The 17,834-nt window shown below is 70.6% G+C and carries 15 protein-coding genes; 10 read left to right on the plus strand and 5 right to left on the minus strand.

Features of this window, described 5'->3' with window-relative positions:
* The first annotated feature begins 77 nt into the window (after positions 1-77).
* Positions 78-1,361 carry a hemolysin family protein gene (locus LX88_RS15755; RefSeq protein ID WP_258948522.1) on the plus strand — a complete coding sequence of 428 codons (1,284 nt, stop codon included), beginning with the start codon at positions 78-80 and terminating at the stop codon, positions 1,359-1,361.
* A gap of 64 nt (positions 1,362-1,425) precedes the next feature.
* Entirely contained in the window at positions 1,426-2,364 is a 939-nt protein-coding gene (locus LX88_RS15760; RefSeq protein ID WP_258948523.1) for a sigma-70 family RNA polymerase sigma factor, read from the plus strand.
* Between the two features lie 7 nt (positions 2,365-2,371).
* Here LX88_RS15760 and LX88_RS15765 read toward each other — a convergent pair whose 3' ends face one another.
* Positions 2,372-3,205 (minus strand): phosphotransferase, encoded by an 834-nt coding sequence (locus LX88_RS15765; protein WP_258948524.1) that lies wholly within the window; start codon positions 3,203-3,205, stop codon positions 2,372-2,374.
* A gap of 40 nt (positions 3,206-3,245) precedes the next feature.
* Here LX88_RS15765 and LX88_RS15770 point away from each other — a divergent pair, with 40 nt between their 5' ends.
* Positions 3,246-6,029 (plus strand): AAA domain-containing protein, encoded by a 2,784-nt coding sequence (locus tag LX88_RS15770; RefSeq protein WP_258948525.1) that lies wholly within the window; start codon positions 3,246-3,248, stop codon positions 6,027-6,029.
* Positions 6,030-6,049: 20 nt separating this feature from the next.
* Here LX88_RS15770 and LX88_RS15775 read toward each other — a convergent pair whose 3' ends face one another.
* From LX88_RS15775 to LX88_RS15785, 3 genes are read right to left on the minus strand one after another with little or no spacing between them, the layout of a single operon-like run.
* A complete protein-coding gene (locus LX88_RS15775; RefSeq protein ID WP_258948526.1) occupies positions 6,050-7,543 on the minus strand; it encodes an alpha/beta hydrolase in 1,494 nt (497 codons plus the stop codon).
* A 36-nt stretch (positions 7,544-7,579) separates the two neighbouring features.
* Positions 7,580-9,076, minus strand: a complete 1,497-nt coding sequence (locus LX88_RS15780; RefSeq protein WP_258948527.1) for an alpha/beta hydrolase — start codon at positions 9,074-9,076, stop codon at positions 7,580-7,582.
* Positions 9,077-9,095: 19 nt separating this feature from the next.
* Positions 9,096-9,230, minus strand: coding sequence for a hypothetical protein (locus LX88_RS15785; RefSeq protein ID WP_258948528.1), 135 nt, complete (start codon positions 9,228-9,230; stop codon positions 9,096-9,098).
* Between the two features lie 266 nt (positions 9,231-9,496).
* On the opposite strand from LX88_RS15785, the gene LX88_RS15790 reads away from it, so the two are divergent.
* The 7 genes from LX88_RS15790 (at position 9,497) to LX88_RS15820 (ending at position 16,288) form a co-directional block, all read left to right on the plus strand.
* Positions 9,497-10,480: a ribose-phosphate diphosphokinase gene (locus LX88_RS15790; RefSeq protein WP_258948529.1), complete on the plus strand. Its 984-nt coding sequence runs from the start codon at positions 9,497-9,499 to the stop codon at positions 10,478-10,480.
* Between the two features lie 44 nt (positions 10,481-10,524).
* Entirely contained in the window at positions 10,525-11,241 is a 717-nt protein-coding gene (locus tag LX88_RS15795; protein WP_258948530.1) for a DUF427 domain-containing protein, read from the plus strand.
* A 73-nt stretch (positions 11,242-11,314) separates the two neighbouring features.
* Positions 11,315-11,938 (plus strand): TetR/AcrR family transcriptional regulator, encoded by a 624-nt coding sequence (locus LX88_RS15800; protein WP_258948531.1) that lies wholly within the window; start codon positions 11,315-11,317, stop codon positions 11,936-11,938.
* Entirely contained in the window at positions 11,935-13,488 is a 1,554-nt protein-coding gene (locus LX88_RS15805) for an MDR family MFS transporter (protein ID WP_258948532.1), read from the plus strand. The genes LX88_RS15800 and LX88_RS15805 overlap by 4 nt, the downstream gene beginning before the upstream one ends.
* 96 nt (positions 13,489-13,584) lie before the next feature.
* Complete coding sequence (locus LX88_RS15810; protein ID WP_258948533.1) at positions 13,585-14,796, plus strand: serine hydrolase domain-containing protein; 1,212 nt, start codon at positions 13,585-13,587, stop codon at positions 14,794-14,796.
* Entirely contained in the window at positions 14,793-15,656 is an 864-nt protein-coding gene (locus LX88_RS15815; protein WP_258948534.1) for a sensor histidine kinase, read from the plus strand. Before LX88_RS15810 ends, LX88_RS15815 begins: the two co-directional genes overlap by 4 nt.
* Positions 15,653-16,288 carry a response regulator gene (locus LX88_RS15820; protein WP_258948535.1) on the plus strand — a complete coding sequence of 212 codons (636 nt, stop codon included), beginning with the start codon at positions 15,653-15,655 and terminating at the stop codon, positions 16,286-16,288. Before LX88_RS15815 ends, LX88_RS15820 begins: the two co-directional genes overlap by 4 nt.
* 82 nt (positions 16,289-16,370) lie before the next feature.
* Here LX88_RS15820 and LX88_RS15825 read toward each other — a convergent pair whose 3' ends face one another.
* On the minus strand, positions 16,371-17,816 hold the full coding sequence (locus tag LX88_RS15825) for an aldehyde dehydrogenase family protein (protein ID WP_258948536.1): 1,446 nt from the start codon (positions 17,814-17,816) through the stop codon (positions 16,371-16,373).
* Positions 17,817-17,834 lie beyond the last annotated feature (18 nt).

A 17,834-nucleotide genomic window follows, 5' to 3' on the forward strand; every position in this document is an offset into this window, starting at 1 on the left:
TCGTTCCTCGGGCCCTCCTGGTTGCTCAAGACGGCCGTCAGGGTGCGAAATACCACCGTGCGTGCTACCCCAAACGTGTGGACGGCTATGGCTTCAACCTCGCGCTGGTCGCGGTTCTGGTGTTGCTCAACGCGGCTTTCGCGGGCAGCGAAATGGCGTTCGTGTCGCTGCGCGAAGGTCAACTGCGTTCGTTGGAACGCGAAGGGCACCGCAGGCTCGTGCGGCTCGCACGCGATCCGAACAGGTATTTCGCGACGGTCCAGATCGGCATCACGCTGTCCGGGTTCCTCGCCTCGGCGACCGCCGCGGTCTCGCTGGCGGCCCCGGTCGTGCCGCTGCTGAGCTTCCTCGGAAGTGCCGCGAACGGGGTCGCCATCGCGCTCGTGACCGTGGTCCTGACGTTCGTCACACTGGTCTTCGGGGAACTGGCGCCCAAGCGCCTCGCGATGCAGTACGCCGTGCGCTGGTCGAAGATCGTCGCCAGCGCGCTGGACCTGCTGTCGACGATCTCGCGGCCCGCGGTGTGGCTGCTCAGCAAGTCGACCGACCTCGTGGTGCGCGTGTTCGGCGGCGACCCGAACGCGGACGAGGAACAGATGTCGGCGGAGGAGCTGCGGGATCTCGTTGAGGTGCAACAGCATCTGAACCAGGAACAACGCACGATCATGACGGGCGCCCTGGAGATCCATGAACGGAAGCTGCGCGAGGTCCTCGTACCGCGACGGCAGGTGACGATCGTCGAATCAGGTTTGGACACCCCCGCCGCAAGGGAAATCCTCGCGAAGTCCGGACATTCACGGGCTCCGGTGACCAAGAACGGGCACCTGGACGACGTGGTCGGCGTCGTGCACCTGCGAGACCTGCTCGACGACACCGTGGCCCTCACGGACGTGGCACGGACGCCGATGGTGCTGCCGGACTCGCTGCGCGTCACGCACGCGCTGCGACGGATGAAGGCCGAGCACGAGCAGCTGGCACTGGTCGTGGACGAGCACGGCGCGGTGGACGGCATCGTGACCCTGGAAGACCTGCTGGAGGAGATCGTCGGTGAGATCTACGACGAGACCGACTCCGACGTCGTAGCGGTGAAGGCGGGACCCGACGGCTCGCTCGAGCTGCCCGGCACGTTCCCGATCCACGACCTGGTGGACGTCGGTGTCGAACTGCGCGACGCGCCGGCCGGGCCGTACTCGACGATCGCCGGGCTGGTGCTCCTGCTCCTCGGCCGCATCCCGGAGGAGCCGGGTGACGTGGTGGAGGTCTCCGGCTGGAAGATCGAGGTCCGGAGGGTGGAACACCACGCGGTCACCCTGGTGAGGCTGAGGTCACAGGCGAAACCGCGGAATGAAGCAGACGTCTGAACCGTTACACACGAGTGCAGCCGCTTCGGCTGCCACACCTGCCAACGGATACGGGGGATTTGGCATGCCCGCAGATCTGAAGAACCGCGCGTCCGGGCAGCAGGACGCGGACCTGGTCGGCCAGTACCTACGCGAGGTCGGCCGCACACCGCTGCTCACCGCGTCCGAAGAGGTCGACCTGTCCCGGCGCATCGAGGCCGGCGTGTACGCGGCCCACCTGCTCCAGAGCGGTGACGCGAAGCACGAGCCGCGGCTGCTGCGCCGCGTCGTCGCCGAGGGTGAGCGCGCCAAGGACCACATGATCCGCGCGAACCTGCGCCTGGTCGTGTCGGTCGCGAAGAAGCACTCGTTCCGCGGACTGCCGTTCGGGGACGTGATCCAGGAGGGGAACCTCGGCCTGATCCGCGCGGTCGAGAAGTTCGACTACGCCAAGGGCTACAAGTTCTCGACCTACGCCATGTGGTGGATCCGCCAGGCGATCGAACGCGGCCTGGCCGAGCAGACCCGCACCGTGCGCCTGCCGGTGCACGTGGTCGAAGAGGTCAACAAGCTCAAGAAGATCGGGCAGAAGCTGTCCGCGTCGTTCGGTCGCGAAGCGACGGTCGAGGAGATCGCCGCCGAGGCCAAGTGCTCGCCGACGCGCGTGCAGGACCTGCGCGACGCGGCACGCACCTGCGTGTCGCTGGAGACGCCGGTCGGCGACGAGGGCGACTCGGTGCTGGGCGACCTGATCCAGGACACCGACGGCGTGTCCGCGCCGGACCTGCTGGAGCAGCAGGAGTTCACCGAGGGCGTTCGCTCCCTCCTGGACGTCCTGCCCGCACGGCAGGGCCGGATCATGCGCCTGCGCTACGGCCTGGAGGACGGGCGCGCCCGCACCCTGCAGGAGGTGGCGGAGGAGCTCGGCCTGACCCGTGAGCGCATCCGTCAGCTGGAGAAGCAGTCGCTCGCCCAGCTCAAGCAGTCGGGCGACCGGGACGATCTCTTCGCCCTCGCCGGCTGACGACCGTCTAGAGGCTCTTCAGCGTTTCGGTGAAGTAGTGCAACGTGAGCTCCGCGTCCCGCGACTGTTCGTGCGGGGCGCGGAGCTTTCGCGTGAAGTCCGCGATGTCGCCGACGGCCCACCGCAGCGAGTAGAAGGCGCTGTAACCGCCGGCCAGCCAGTGGTCGCGTTCCGGCGGGGCCAGCCCGACCGTGTCCCAGTCGATCAGGCACAGACCCTGCGGACTGCGGATCACGTTGCCCGCGTGGGGTTCGCCGTGGGTGACGACCCGCTCGTCCGGGAGCTGCCCGGCGAGCAGGTCCAGTTCGGTCAGTGCGGCGTGGACGATCTCGGTGTGGGCCACGAAGACCTCGCGGGCTTCGGCCGAGAACCACTCACCCGGCTCGTCGAGCAATGCCGTCAGCGCGGCCCTGCCAGGGATGTCCATCGGCGCGACCGGGGTGCCCGCCGGTGGTTCACAGCGGTGCAGCGCGGTCAGCAGCTCGGTCACGCCGGGGTGGACCGGATCGCCGAAGGTTCCGGCTTTGCCCATGACGTACGGGAAGACGCTCAGCGCGTAGCGGTCGTTGAGCACCACCACGGTCTCGCCGTCGTCCGATCGCACGGGTGCCACGACGAACGGCAGTTGTTCAGCCAGGCTCGCCGCGGTCTCCATCGCCTGCCGCAGACCGGCCAGCGGCTTGGTCGTCAGGTCCGACACCGAGGTGAACCACCGGTCGTAGACCGTCCAGTGGTAGTCGCCGAAGCCGACGGGGGCGTAGACCGGTGGCCCGGTGATGCCGAACTGGGCGAGCCCCGCCCGCAGGTCGCGATCGGGCAGTTCCGCCGGAAGATCCTCCACGGTCCACGAAGCTACCGGGCCTGATGCGAGGATGTCTTGCGTGAACGTTCCGGCTGTGTTGCGCACCCTGGCGCGGTTGAGCGCCGCCGAGCAGCCGCAGAAGCTCGTGCTCGACCTCACCAAGGCCGCCGGGCTGCTCTGGCTCGGCGACCACGAGCCGTCGTGGCGGGCGATCACGCTGGTGCAGGAGGGTCCGCACTGGACGCCGGTCTCGTGGACGGCGCCGAAGCAGGCCCGCGACGAGGTCGCGCACCTGGCCGCGTACGACGCGCTGCACCAGGAGGACCGGTTGCTGCGGCTGGGCTGGGCGTTCCTCGCCGGGCCCGCGCAGATCGGCGGGCAACGGCGCCGGGTGTGCCTGCCGCTGGTGTCGCGGCCGGTGCGGCTGCACCACGGGCTCGGCCTCGGCTACGCCTACCACGTCGCCGGTGACGCCGGGGTGTTCCCGCTGATCGACGACTGGGCCAAGACGGCCGAGCGGGAGGCCGCGCTCGCGCCGACCGAGGCCTGGATCACCCAGACGCTGCGGCTCGCCGGGTTCGAGGACGTGCCGATCGTGCACGACGCCCCCAAGAAGCTCATCTCCGGCAGCGAGCTCGTCGTCGCGATGGGAGCCGGGCTGCACGCGGGTGAGCCCGTCGTGAACACCGAGCACGGCACGGCGCTGTACGACTGGTCGGGCAAGAAGGGCATCGACGGCACGGCGTTCGCGGCCCTGTACGGCGCCGCCGCCGAGCCCGACCACCACGAGGAGCCGATCAGTTCGGCGTTGCCGCTCAGCCACAGCCAGATGCGCGCGGTCGAGCACGCTCGCCGTGCGCGGATCACGGTCGTGGGCGGGCCTCCTGGTGCGGGCAAGACGCACACTCTCGCGGCGTTGGCGCTCGATGCGGTGGCGGCGGGCAAGTCCGTGCTCCTCGCCAGCCGCACGCGCAACGCCGCCGACGTGCTCGGTGGCGCGCTGCGGAAAGCGGGCGGGCCGGTGCCGGTGCTGTTCGGCGACTCCGAGCTGCGGCAGGAGATGGCGCGCGAACTGAGCGACGGGCTGACCGCCACGAGCGATCCCGAACGCCTGAACGAACTCGATCGCGTTCGGCGTGCGGCCGCCGCCGCTGTGGCCCGTGTCGAACGCACGACCGGTGGCTCGCTTACCGACGAGCAGCTGGCCGCTGAAGCCAAGAAGCACCAGGCGTTGATGCCGGCACATCGTGCCGTGGCACCGAAGGTGTTCGACGCGGGTGCGGACTTCGCCGCACTGCACGCACTCCTCCAGCCGCGCACCGGGTTCCTCGGTGGACTGCGGACCGGGTGGGCGGTGCGGAAGGCACGCGGACTCGCCGGTGCGGGCGAAGCGCCGGTCGAGGACCTCCGCGCCGCGGTCGAGGCGGCCGAGCAGACCGCGGCGTCCGTCCGGATCGGGGTGAACGGCGGCACGGCTTTCGGTGAGCTGCGGCCGTTGCTGGCCGAGCAGGACGTCGCGAGCCGCACGGCTACCGCCGCGTGGCTCAAGGAGTACTCGGTGAGCCGCCGGGGTGCCGGCGCGCGCCGGGCGGTGGCGGCGCTGGCGAAGGCGTTGCGGTCCGGGCGGGCGGCCCGGCGGCGCGGACTCGCCGAGATCGACAGCGCGGACCTGGTGGCGGCACTGCCGTTGTGGGTCGGCACGCTGTCCGATGTGGAGGACATCCTGCCGCCCGTGCCCGGCATGTTCGACCTGGTGATCATCGACGAGGCCAGCCACGTCGACCAGCCGCTGGCCGCACCCGCGCTGCTGCGCGGCCGCACCGCGGTGATCGGCGGTGACCCCCGGCAGCTGCGGCACGTGTCGTTCGTCAGCGACCAGGCGGTGCAGGCGGCGGTCGACGCGGAGGGCACCCAGGACCTGCGCGACCGGCTGGACGTGCCGAAGGTGAGCCTGTTCGACGCGGGCGCGGCGACGGCGGGCGTGCACTGGCTCGACGAGCACCACCGCTGCGCACCGCACCTCATCGGGTTCGCGGCGGCCAAGTTCTACGACGGCAAGATCGCGCTGCTCACCACGCACCCGTCGATCGCGGACGTCGACTGCATCGACACCGAACGCGTCGACGGCGACCGCACCGCGAAGGGCGTCAACCAGACCGAGGTCGGCGCCGTGCTCGCCCACGTCCGCAAGCGGGTGGCCGCGGGCGTGCGGTCGATCGGCGTCGTGACGCCGTTCCGCGCACAGGCCGACGCGCTGGAGGAAGCGCTGCTCAGCGAGCTCACGCTGGACGAGATCACCACCGGTGGCGTGCGCGTCGGCACGGTGCACGGCGTGCAGGGCAGCGAGTTCGACGAGGTGGTGGTCAGCCTGGCCGCGGACGCCAAGCCGGGCGCGTGGCGGTTCGTCAACGACCCCAGCCTGCTCGCGGTGCTGACCACCCGTGCGCGCCGCAAGGTGCACGTCATCACGTCCGCGCCCGAACCGCCGGGCCTGATCGGCGAGTACCTGCGGCACGCCGACGTCGCGCCGACCGAGACCGCCGGCACCGAACCCGAGGACGAGTGGACCGCGCGCCTCGCGCACGAACTGCGGGCCGCGGGCCTGACCGTGCGCACCGGCTACCCGGTCGGGAAGTGGCGGGTGGACCTGGTGGTGGGGGAGAAGGACGGCGCCGTCGCGGTGGAGACGCGCCCGCACCCTTCCGGAGTGCGGGCGCATCTAGCTCGCTGGCGTGCGCTCACCCACGCGGGGTGGCGCGTGCACGACGCGTTCGGCAGCCGGTTCGGCGACGACCCGGCGCGGGCCGCCGTCGAACTGACCCAGGAGCTGGCGAGACGAGACGTCTCGTCTCGCCAGCTCTGACTCCGGATCAGGCCTGGGACCTACCTGCGGCTGGGCTTGAACAGCGGCTCGGCTGAGGCGGCCGACGGCAGGAACGGGTTCGGGTTCGCCGGGCACACCGTGCCGACGGGCGGCAGCGTGCCGTTGAGCAGGTACGCGTTCGTGTGGTCGGTCGCGCACTTGCTCACCCCGTACGCCGTGTGGCCCCAACCCGCGTAAGCGAGCAAACGGCTGCCCGCGAGCTGACGGTTGGCGGCCTGGGCGCCCCGGAAGTCCGTCACGCCGTCGAAGTAGTTGCCCACCACGAGAACCGGCGCGTTGGTGCGGGTGCGCCACGGCCCGGTGAAGCGGTCGGGGTTCACCGGCCAGTTCGCGCACGCCGCGTTGCCCCACCACCACGCCGGCCCGAACTCCGAACCCGCTGCGGCGTAACGGGAGATCGCCGTGTAGGAGTTGAAGTCGCGCGGGTACTCGATGTCCGCGCACACGTTGCCGTTGTAGGAGTCGAACCCGTTGGCGTAGTCCGGCTCCGCCGCAACCGAAAGCGACCCGGCGGCGGCGTCGGACAGCTGGTCAAAGAGCGCCGCGGCGTCCGGCCAGTCGCTCGGCGAGTACATGGCGCCGATCGCGGAGTTGATCACGGCGTCGTAGGTGAAGACCTGGTCGCCGAGCTCGATCGGCTTGGCGCGCACCGACTTCAGCAACGCGTCCCAGCGCTTCTCCGACTGCGGGCCGAAGACGCACGCGGCCTCGTCGCAGGTGCGCAGGAACTCGCGGAACTCCTCCTTCGTCGCGATCCGGTCCGACTCGATCTGCCGGCCGCTCGACCACAGTTCGGGGTCGAGCACGCCGTCGATCACGAGCGCGCGGATGTTGCCGGGGAACAGGTTCGCGTAGGTCGCGCCCAGGAACGAGCCGTACGAGAAGCCGAGGTAGCTGAGCTTGCGGTCACCGACGGCGCGGCGCAGCAGGTCCATGTCCCGTGCGACGTCGGCGGTGCTCATGTGCCGGGCGATCCGCTGGTCGTCGCGGCACTCGGGGCCGAGCGAGCGGTAGCGGTCGAAGAACGGCCGCTCCTGCGCCGCCTGGTACGGGAAGCCGGGAACCCCTTCGAAGAACTCGCCGAGGTCCGCCTCGCTCTTGAAGCAGTGCAACGGATCGGACTTGCCGATGCCGCGCGGGTCGAACCCGACGATGTCGAACCGGCCCTGGAGGTTCGCCGACAGGGCGTTGCCGGCGCCGAGCGCGAAGTCCACGCCCGAGCCGCCGGGCCCGCCGGGGTTGAGGAACAGCGACCCGATCCGGCGCGCGGTGTCCGTCGCGGGCTTGCGCGCCAGCGCGACGGTGGTCGTGGCGCCGCGCGGGTCGTCGTAGTCGAGCGGCACCTCGACGGAGGCGCACTCGAAGCCGGGGTGCTCGGGTCCGCAGGCCGCCCAGTCGATCCTCGGGACCTGCGCGCCACCTCCCGAGGCCTGCACGGCGGGTGTGCCGGTGATCATGAGCGCGGCCGCGGCGGCCAGCACGGTGAATCGCATCGACAAGCTCCCCTCTCGTCCGCAGAAGCGCTCTTCCTACCTGCTCGCGACCGGCCCCGTCGACCGCCGAAAGTCGTGACCGGCCAGTTGGGACGCGTTGTCGAGGAACGGGTTCGGGTTCGCCGCGCACACCGTTCCCGAGGGCGGCAGCGAACCGCTGAGCAGATAGGAGTGGATGTGGTCGATCGCGCACTGGCTGCGCCGGTACGCGATGTGCCCCCAGCCCGCGTACTCCAGCAGACGGCTGTTCGGCAGCTGCCGCGCGACGGCCTGTGCGCCCCGGAAATCGGTGGAACCGTCGAACCTGTTGCCCACCACCAGAACCGGCGCGGACGTGCGGGCCCGCCACGGTCCGGTGTAGCGGTCGGGACTGGCGGGCCAGTCCGCGCAGGCGCTGGTGCTCCACCACCAGTAGGGACCGAAGTCGGAACCCGCTGCGGCGTAACGGGACACCGCCCGGTACGCGCCGAACGCGCGCGGGAACTCGGTGTCCGCGCACGTGGTGCCCAGGTTGGCGTCGAAGAAGTTGTCGTAGTCCGGCGCCGCCGCCGTGGACAGGCCCGCGTCGGAGGCGTCAGCGAGCTGGTCCAGCACCGCGGCGACGTCCGTCCAGCTCTCCGAGGCGAACCCGGCCAACAGCGCCCACGCGATCACCTCGTCGTAGGCCCACACCTCGGTCCCGAGCGTGATCGGCTGGGCGCGCACCGACTCCAGCAGCGCCCGCCACCGCTGCTTCGAGTTCGGCCCGAAGGCGCACGCGGCCTCGTCGCAGAGCCGGAAGAACTCGTCGAGCACCTCTTTCGTGGCGATCCGGTCGGCCTCGACCTGCCGCCCGCTCGACCAGAGCTCGGGGTCCAGCACGCCGTCGATAGCGAGGGCGCGGACGTTGCCCGGGAACATGTTCGCGTAGGTCGTGCCGATGTACGAGCCGTACGAGGTGCCGAAGTAGGTGAGCTTGCTGTCGCCGAGCGCGCGCCGCAGCAGGTCGAGGTCGCGCACCACGTCGGCGGTGCTCATGTGCCGGGCGATCGGCTGGTCGCACTTCGCCGCCAGCGAGCGGTACCTGTCGAAGAACGGCCGTTCCTGCGCGGGCTCGTACGGGAAGATCGGGCCCGCGGCCAGGAACTCCGCACGTTCCTGTTCGGACGCGAAGCAGCGCAACGGGTTCGAGCGGCCGATGCCGCGCGGGTCGAAGCCCACGACGTCGAACCGGCCGTGCACCCCGGCCGACATCTTCTCGCCCCACGCGTGCACGTAGTCGATGCCCGACGCGCCAGGCCCGCCGGGGTTGAAGAGCAACGACCCGATGCGCCCTGCCTGATCGGTGGCGGGTTTGCGCGTCAACGCCACGGTCGTGGTCGCGCCGCGCGGTTCGTCGTGGTCGAGCGGCACCGTGATCGTGGCGCACTCGAAACCGGGGCGTGCGGGTGCGCACGCCGCCCAGGCGATCGGCGGAGCGGGAGGTGCGGCCTGAGCCACGGGAGTGAGGGCTGCCAGGAGCGCCACCACGGCGCCGAGCACGGAGGAACGCATGGAGCGTTCCTAGCCGCGCTCAGTCGGAGCGTCGATGCTTTTGGCGAACTCCGAGGTGATCGGCGATCTGGTCGTGGATGGGCGTGCCCATCACGATCGGGCTCGTCGGCGGCGTCTGCGCTGTGGCCGCGGGTGCGTCCTGGCTGTCGGGCATGGAGGGAGCGTAGGGATGGTCGTTCAGGCCTCGAGGACGCTGATCAGGGAATCACACCAGACGTACCCCAAGAGGTGAATCGGGTTGCCCGGATCTATACCCAGCGTGGGACCTCAGTCCTGCTACGCGACCCCCTGTGGGTGCCCTCGATCGAGTTAACGTGTGATGACCGGCACCGTGGAATCTCAGCGGACGGACGTTCGGTTGCGTGATCTCGCGGCCATGCCGGACGATCGGCCCGGGGCCGGACGAGCGTGGAGCGTGTGATGGTCAGCGGCAAGCCCGGCATCGCCAAGCGGCAGCTCATCCTCCTCACCGGCAGGGCGCACCCGGAACTCGCCGAGGCCGTGGCCAAGTACCTGGGCATCGCCATCACCCCGCAGGCCGCCTACGACTTCGCGAACGGCGAGATCTTCGTCCGCTTCGAGGAGTCGGTGCGCGGCGCGGACGCGTTCGTCGTGCAGAGCCACAGTGCTCCCGTCAACGACTCGCTGATGGAGCAGCTGCTGATGGTCGACGCGCTGAAGCGCGCCTCGGCCAAGCGCATCACCGCGGTCGTGCCGTCCTATCCGTACGCGCGCCAGGACCGCAAGTACGCCGGCCGCGAACCCGTGTCGGCCCGCCTGGTGGCGGACATGTTCAGGACAGCCGGTGCGGACCGCGTCGTCACAGTCGACCTGCACACCGCGCAGGCGCAGGGCTTCTTCGACGGCCCGGTCGACCACCTGCACGCCATGTGGCTGCTCTGCGACCACGTCGGCAGCCGCTACCGGGGCGAGGACCTCACGATCGTCTCGCCGGACGCCGGCCGCACCAGGCTCGCCGAGAAGTGGGCCGACCTGCTCGGCGGCTGCCCGATCGCGTTCATCCACAAGACGCGCGACCCGTTGCGTCCCAACGAGGTCGTGGCCAACCGCGTCGTCGGCGACGTCGAGGGCCGCACCTGCGTCGTGGTCGACGACATGATCGACACGGCGCTGACGAGCACGACCGCGGCCCGGCAGTTGCTGGAGCAGGGCGCGAAGGACGTCGTCCTCGTGGCCACGCACGGAGTGCTGTCCGGTGACGCCCACGACCGGCTCATCGCGAGCAAGGCGCGCGAGGTGGTCCTCACCGACACCCTGCCGATCCCGCCGGGGAAGCGGTTCCCCGGCCTGACCGTGCTGAGCATCGCGCCCCTGCTGGCCCGGGCGATCCAGGAGGTCTTCGCGGACGGCTCGGTGACGAGCCTCTTCGACGGCAACGCCTGACCGTCCGGGAAGCCCGCACGCTCGACCCGTGGTGACATGGGGGCATGGGCGACTTGCGAGTGGAGACCTCGGCGAAGCGGGTCCGTGCGTACTTCGGTGGCGAACTGGTCGCGGACGCGACCACGCCGCGGCTGGTCTGGGAGATCCCGCACTACCCGGCCTACTACCTGCCCCTGACCTCGCTCCGCGCCGAACTCAGGGCGACGGGGGAGACCAGGGGCGACGGCGTGGTCCACGACGTCGTCACGCCCGGCGGCACGGCCTCGGGCGCGGCGGTGACGTACCCGGACTCGGCGCAGTTGCGGGACCTCGTCCGCCTCGACTTCGCGGCCATGGACGAGTGGCTCGAAGAGGACGAGCCGATCTACGTCCACCCGCGCGACCCGTACAAGCGCGTCGACGTCCTGAGCAGCTCACGGCATGTGCGGGTCGCATTGGGCGGGGTGACGCTGGCGGCGTCGTCGCAGCCGCGGATCCTGTTCGAGACGACCCTTCCACCGCGCTACTACCTGCCGTTGAGCGACGTCCGGTTCGATCTGCTCAGGCCGTCGGGCACGCAGACGCAGTGCCCGTACAAGGGCACCGCCGCGTACTGGTCGGTGGAGGTGAACGGCGTGACCCACGACGACCTCGTCTGGATCTACCGGTCGCCCCTGCCGGAGAGCCAGAAAATCGCTGGAATGGCGTGCTTCTTCAGTGAGAAGGTCGACCTCTTCGTCGACGGCGAGCTCCAGGAGCGGCCGAAGAGTCCCTGGTCATAGCTACCGCGAGCGAGTCGTAGTTCACACACTGCAAAGTTGCAGTGACTGCAAAACGATCCTGTACTCTTGCCCCGTGAACCAGCCGGGGGAGAGCCTGCGCGACCGCAAGAAGCGCCGCACCCGTGCCGCGCTCGAGCGGGCGACCGTGCGTCTCGCCGCCGAGAGGGGCTACGACCACGTCACCGTGGAGGAGATCGCCGCCGAGGCCGACGTCTCGGTGCGCACCTTCTTCAACTACTTCGCGAGCAAGGACGAGGCGCTCATCGGCGCGGACCCCGAGGCGGGGCCGCGCATGGCCGAGCGGATCCTCGCCTTTCCCGACACCGTCACGCCGTTCGAGGCGTACCGGTCGTCGGTGCTCGCGGAGATCACGGACGAGCTGAACAACGCCCGCGACCTGTGGCTGCTGCGCAAGGACGTCCTGATGCAGCGGCCGGACCTGCTGGTCCGCGCGTTCGCGAACAGCGCCGAGTCGGAGCAGTTGCTCTCGGACGCGGTGGGACGGCGGGCAGGGCTGCCCGAGTCCCACGCGTACCCGCGCCTGCTCGTCGCCGCCGGGAGCGCCGCGTTCCGTTGCGCGGTGACGCGCTGGGCACGCGACGACAGCGTCGCGCTGGGTGAGCTCGTCACCGAGGCACTCGACCTGTTCGGCACCGGGCTGGCTCACACACCACGTCGTCACGAAGGGGGATCATGAGCATCGAGGCAGAACCGACACCGGTCCACAGCAAACGCGAAGTCGTCCAGGCCATGTGGGGCCTGATGCTCGGCATGTTCGTGGCCATCCTCGCCGGCACCGTCGTGTCGAACGCGCTGCCGCGCATCGTCGCCGAGCTGAAGGGCTCGCAGTCGATCTTCGCGTGGATCGTGACGGCCGAACTGCTCGCGATGACCGCGACCGTGCCGTTGTGGGGCAAGCTCGCCGACCTCTACAGCCGCAAGCTGCTGATCCAGGCGTCGCTGAGCCTGTTCGTCGTCGGCTCGCTGATCGCGGGCTTCTCGCAGAACGTCGAGATGCTCATCGTCAGCCGCGTCGTGCAGGGCCTGGGCGCCGGTGGCGTCACGGCGCTCGCGACGATCGTGATGGCCGCGATGATCCCGCCGCGCGAGCTCGGCAAGTACTCCGGCATGTTCGGCGCGGTGTTCGGCGTCGGCACCGTCGCGGGCCCGCTGATCGGCGGCGTCCTGGTCGACACCTCGTGGCTCGGCTGGCGCTGGTGCTTCTTCATCGGCATCCCGTTCACCCTCGCCGCGATCTACATGCTGCAGCGCACGCTGCGCCTCCCGGTCGTGCGCAACGAGAAGACGAAGATCGACTACCTGGGCGCGTTCCTGATCGTCTCCGGTGTCTCGACGCTGCTGATCTGGTCGTCGCTGGCCGGGCAGAAGTTCGAGTGGGCGTCGGGCTGGACCGCCGGCCTGGTGTCGCTGGGCGTGCTGCTGCTCGTGGCGGCCGTCCGCGTGGAGGCCACCGCGCACGACCCGATCGTGCCGCTGTCGATCTTCCGCAACCGCACCGTCTCGCTGACGACCCTCGCCAGCGCCCTGGTCGGCATCGCGATGTTCGGCGGCACGGTCTTCCTCTCGCAGTACTTCCAGCTCTCGCTCGGCAAGACGCCGACCCAGGCCGGCCTGCTGGGCCTGCCGCTGATCTTCGGCCTGCTCATCTCGTCCACCGTGGCCGGTCAGCTGATCACGAAGTTCGGCAAGTGGAAGGCGTTCCTGGTCGCCGGTGGCGTGTTCATGGTCGGCGGCATGCTGCTGCTGTCCACGATCACCGCGCAGACCACGGTGTTCATGGTGTCCGTGCACATGTTCGTGCTCGGCGTCGGCGTCGGCCTGATGATGCAGAACCTGGTCCTCGCGGCGCAGAACGACGTGCCGGCCAAGGACCTCGGCGCCACCACGTCCACGCTGACGTTCTTCCGCTCCCTGGGCGGCGCGATCGGCGTCTCGGCACTGGGCGCCGTGCTGGCCAGCAAGGTCTCGTCGCTCGCGGCCGAGAAGTTCGGCCCCATGGGCGGTCTCACCGGCGGCGAGGGCAACGTGCCGGACATCTCGGTGCTGCCGCCGGAGATCAAGGCCGTGATCGCCGACATCTACGCGACGGCGACCGCGGAGATCTTCCTGGTGGGCGCGCCGTTCGCGGTGCTGGCGCTGCTCGCGGTGGTGTTCATCAAGGAGAAGCCGCTCAAGGAGACGAGCGGTGACGACCGGCTGGCGGCGGAGATGGCCGCGGGTCACTGACAGGTCCTGCCTGGAGCGGACCCCTGACTTTCGTCGGGGGTCCGCTCTGCCTTTCGGGCCGGGTTTCCGGCACTGATCCTCTTTACGTTCTCTCCCATGAACATCTGGGGTGCAGCGCTCACGCTGCTGGCGTCCACGTACACAGGAGAGGCGTCCCTTCCGGGCGTCGCGGTCGCGATCACCAAGGGGGACCAGGTGATCGCGGTCCAGGGCTTCGGGCACGACTCGTCCGGCGCGCCGATCACCGAGAACACGAAGATGACGATCGCGTCGGTCAGCAAGTCGTTCACGGCGCTGGCGGTCCGGCAGCTCGCGGACGCCGGCAAGATCGACCTCGACCGGCCGGTGTTCGACTCGCGTGTCACGCCGCGGCAGCTGCTCGCGCACAAGTCGGGGATCAGTGACCGGACGTTGGCCGAGAAGAGCCTGCCTCAGCCCGAGAACGCGGCAGGAGCCGTGGAACGGGCTCGAGAGGCCCTGCAGAACGCCGTGCCCGACGACGAGTTCCGGTACACCAACACCAACTACCACCTGCTCGCACGGCTGGTCGAGCATGCTTCGGGCGAGAACTTCAACGCGTACCTGAAGAAGCACGTCTTCGAGCCCTTGGACATGAAGGACACCGTGGCGATCGACGTGACGCCAAGGGATCTGCCGCCGGACTACCGCAGGGGGTACGGGTACGCCTACGGGTTCTCGGTGCCGCTGACCGAGCCCGCCCGGTTCGTCACCGGATCGGACGGTGTGATCACGACCGCCGCGGACATGGGGAAGTGGCTGGCGGCGCAACCGAGGCTCCAGCCGCAGGACGGGATGGGCTGGAAGGCCGATCAGCAAGGCCGGTTGCGGCACAACGGCATCTGGTTCACGGGCACGGCCGGGCAGTTGTTGACGCCGTCGGGGTACGGCATCGCGGTCATGTCCAACAGCGGGGTCACGCTCGGCAACGAGGGCACGCACGCGCTGGAGAACGGGATCGCCGACCTTCTCGAGGGCAGGACGCCGCCGGAGCCGGAGTCGTACCGGCTGCTGATCGATCTCGTGCTGGCGGGGCTCACGCTCCTGTCCGTAGGGCTGGGGGTTCGCGCGTTGCGGCGGCCCCGGAGGTTCCACAAGGCTTGGCAGGTGTTCAGGTTCGTGCCGCTGGGCGTGCTGCTGGCGTTGCCCGCGCTGCTCGGGCTGTTGTACGGGGGTGGGCGCGACATCACGTTCTTCCAGCTGGCGCACTATTCTCTGCCGCTCGTGGTGTGGTTGGGCGTGTCCAGCGCGATGAACCTGAGCCTGGCGGTCGTGAGGTGGGTGCGATGAGGGTCGTGGCGCTCGGGGTCTGCGTGGCCGTCGCGTTCGGCACGTCGTTCTTCATGGAGGACAACGTGCCGCCGTGGACGATCGTGGTGTGCGCGGGGCTGTTCGTCGCCGCCTTCCTGCTCGGCCGCCGGATGGCGCCCGGCTGGCCCGCGATCATGTTCGCCGCGGCGGGTTTCATCGGGTTCACGCAGCTGATCGTCGTGGGGCTGGCGGTGGCGCTGCCGTGGTTCCTCGGCCGGGTCGCGGGGCAGCAGGCCGCGCTGGCCGCCGCCGAGGTGGAGGCCGCTCACCTGCGGGAACGCACCCGGATCGCGCACGAGGTCCACGACACGCTGGGCCACGAGCTCAGCCTGCTGGCCCTGCAGGCGGGCGCGCTGGAGATGACCCTGCCCGCCGAGCACCAGGCGGCCGCGGCCCAGCTCCGGGTGACCGCCTCCGACGCCACGGAACGGCTGTCGGCGCTGGTGTTCCTGCTGCGCGACGGCGAGCCGCCCGCGATGGCCGACCTGCGGGACCTCGTGGACCGCGCCGTGGCGTCCGGGATGCGGGTCGAGTTCACGGTGGAGGGTGAGCTGCCGTCCACTGTGGAACGGACCGTGCACCGGGTGGTGCAGGAAGCGCTGACGAACGCCGCCAAGCACGCGCCGAAGTCCGTCGTGCGGGTGGAGGTGACGTCGGGGGAGGGCAGCACCGTGGTGGAGGTGGCCAACGAGGCGGGGCTGCGCCGGGGTGCGGGCAGCCGGCTGGGGCTCGTCGCGTTGCGGGAACGGGTGCGGATCGCCGGCGGTACGCTCCGTGTCAGCCGCGACGAGGGCCGGTTCGAGCTGGTCGCGACGGTGCCGCACACGGGGGAGCTGTGATCCGGGTTCTGCTCGCGGACGACGAGGTGCTGGTGCGCGCGGGTGTGCGCGCCATCCTCGGCGCCGATCCCGAACTCTCGGTCGTCGCGGAGGCGGCGGACGGCCGCGAGGCGATCGACCTGGCGCTCAAGCACCGGCCCGACGTCGTGCTGATGGACGTCCGGATGCCCCGCCTCGACGGCCTGGAGGCGGCCCGCGAACTGGCCAGGCTCGGGTTCGGCGTGGCGATGCTGACGACGTTCAACGACGACGGCTACCTCGAACGGGCGCTGGACGGCGGCGCACGCGGCTTCCTGCTGAAGTCGGGAGATCCGCGCGAGCTGATCGCCGGGGTGCACGCGCTCGCGTCCGGCGGTGCCTACCTGGCGCCCAAGGTGGCGGCCAGGATGATCACGCGGTTCCGCGGCGGGCGGGTCGGGCAGGCGCGGGCGCAGGTGGAGTCGCTGACCGCGCGGGAACGCGACGTGCTGGCGTTGCTCGGCGAGGGGCTGTCGAACGCGCAGATCGCCCGGCGCCTCGAGCTGGTCGAAGGCACCGTGAAGGGTCACGTGAGCGCGATCCTGAGCCGCCTGGGCGCGGAGAACCGCGTCCAGGCGGCCATCGTGGCCCACGAGGCGGGCCTGGCCGTCTAGGCACCTCACACCAGGTTGATGAGGGGAGCTTTCATAAACCTCAGGTTTATGAAAGCTCCCCTCATCAACCTCAGAGCCCCGTCTAGAACGGGAAGTGGCCGTGCTCGCTGGCGATCGTCACCCAGCGCGTCGCGGAGAACGCCTCGATGCCCCAGCGGCCGCCGAACCTGCCGTACCCGCTGGACTTCACGCCACCGAACGGCGCCTGCGGCTCGTCGTCCACCGTCTGGTTGCCGACGTGCACGATGCCGGTGCGGATGCGTTGCGCGAGGCCGAGTCCGCGCCGGGAGTCCTCGGTGAGGATGCCCGCGGTGAGGCCGTGCTCGGTGTCGTTCGCGATCGCCACGGCCTCGTCGTCGTCCGCCACGGGCACGACGATGACGGCCGGACCGAAGATCTCCTCCTGGAACACCCGCATCTGCGGCGTGACGCCGTCGAGCACGGTCGCGCCGCCGTTGCCGCCCGCGCGGACGGTGGCGCCGTTCGCGACCGCGTCCTCCACCAGGGCGGCGACGCGCGCGGCCGCTCGCGGGTTGATCACGGGGCCGATCACGGTGCCGGAGTCGGCCGGGTCGCCGTGCGGCAGCGCACCGACCTTGGCCGCGAGCTTCGCGGTGAACTCCTCGGCCACGGCGCGGTGCACCAGGATGCGGTCGGTCGACATGCAGATCTGGCCCGCGTTGTGGAACGCGCCGAACGTCGCCGCGTTCACCGCGTGGTCGAGGTCGGCGTCGTCGAGCACCAGCAACGAGTTCTTGCCGCCGAGCTCCAGCACGGCGGGCTTGAGGTGCTGCGCGGCAAGGGTTCCGACGATCCTGCCGACCTCGGTGGAGCCGGTGAAGTTCACGGCGCGCACGCGGGAGTCGGTGATCAGCGCCTCGGCGACCGCGGCGGCGTCCTCCGGGGCGTTCGTGACGACGTTGAGCACGCCCGCCGGCAGCCCGGCCTCGCGCAGCACGTCGGCGATCAGCAGCCCGGCCGCGATCGGCGCGTCCTCGCTGGGCTTGAGCACGACGGTGTTGCCTGCGGCGATCGGCGCGGCCACGGCCCGCGTGCTCAGGATGACCGGCGCGTTCCACGGCGCGAACGCCGCGACGACCCCGAGCGGTTCCCGCACCGCGAGCGACAGCTGGCCTGGCACCTCCGTCGTCAGCACCTCGCCGACGGGCTGGGTGACCGCCGCGGCCGCCTCGCGCAGGACGTTGGCCGCGAGCATGACGTTGAACCCTGCCCACCCGCCGACGCCGCCGACCTCGGCGGCCATCAGGGCGACGACCTCGGCCGTCCTGGCCTCCAGCCCGTCCGCGGCCCGCAGCAGGATCCCGCGTTTCACGGACGGCGACGTCGCCGCCCACCCGGCGAACGCCTGCTCGGCCGCGTCGACGGCCCGCGCGACGTCCGCGGGTCCGGCCGCCGCGACGACGGCGTGGACCTCGCCGGTGAAGGGGTTGAGGTCGTCGGTGGTGCGGCCGTCCAGCGCCGGAACGCTGTCGCCGCCGATGAGGAGCTCACGTGTTTCGCTTGCCACGGTCAGGGATTCAAGCGG

This window comes from Lentzea californiensis (assembly GCF_024648825.1).
In the GTDB taxonomy this organism is placed as follows: Bacteria; Actinomycetota; Actinomycetes; order Mycobacteriales; family Pseudonocardiaceae; genus Lentzea; species Lentzea californiensis.

Bases quoted from the DNA above. Each gene is read 5' to 3' on its own strand.
- LX88_RS15760 (WP_258948523.1), top strand. From the start codon at position 1,426: ATGCCCGCAGATCTGAAGAACCGCGCGTCCGGGCAGCAGGACGCGGAC.
- LX88_RS15775 (WP_258948526.1), bottom strand. From the start codon at position 7,543: ATGCGATTCACCGTGCTGGCCGCCGCGGCCGCGCTCATGATCACCGGC.
- LX88_RS15780 (WP_258948527.1), bottom strand. From the start codon at position 9,076: ATGCGTTCCTCCGTGCTCGGCGCCGTGGTGGCGCTCCTGGCAGCCCTC.
- LX88_RS15785 (WP_258948528.1), bottom strand. From the start codon at position 9,230: ATGCCCGACAGCCAGGACGCACCCGCGGCCACAGCGCAGACGCCGCCG.
- LX88_RS15790 (WP_258948529.1), top strand. From the start codon at position 9,497: ATGGTCAGCGGCAAGCCCGGCATCGCCAAGCGGCAGCTCATCCTCCTC.
- LX88_RS15795 (WP_258948530.1), top strand. From the start codon at position 10,525: ATGGGCGACTTGCGAGTGGAGACCTCGGCGAAGCGGGTCCGTGCGTAC.
- LX88_RS15805 (WP_258948532.1), top strand. From the start codon at position 11,935: ATGAGCATCGAGGCAGAACCGACACCGGTCCACAGCAAACGCGAAGTC.
- LX88_RS15810 (WP_258948533.1), top strand. From the start codon at position 13,585: ATGAACATCTGGGGTGCAGCGCTCACGCTGCTGGCGTCCACGTACACA.
- LX88_RS15815 (WP_258948534.1), top strand. From the start codon at position 14,793: ATGAGGGTCGTGGCGCTCGGGGTCTGCGTGGCCGTCGCGTTCGGCACG.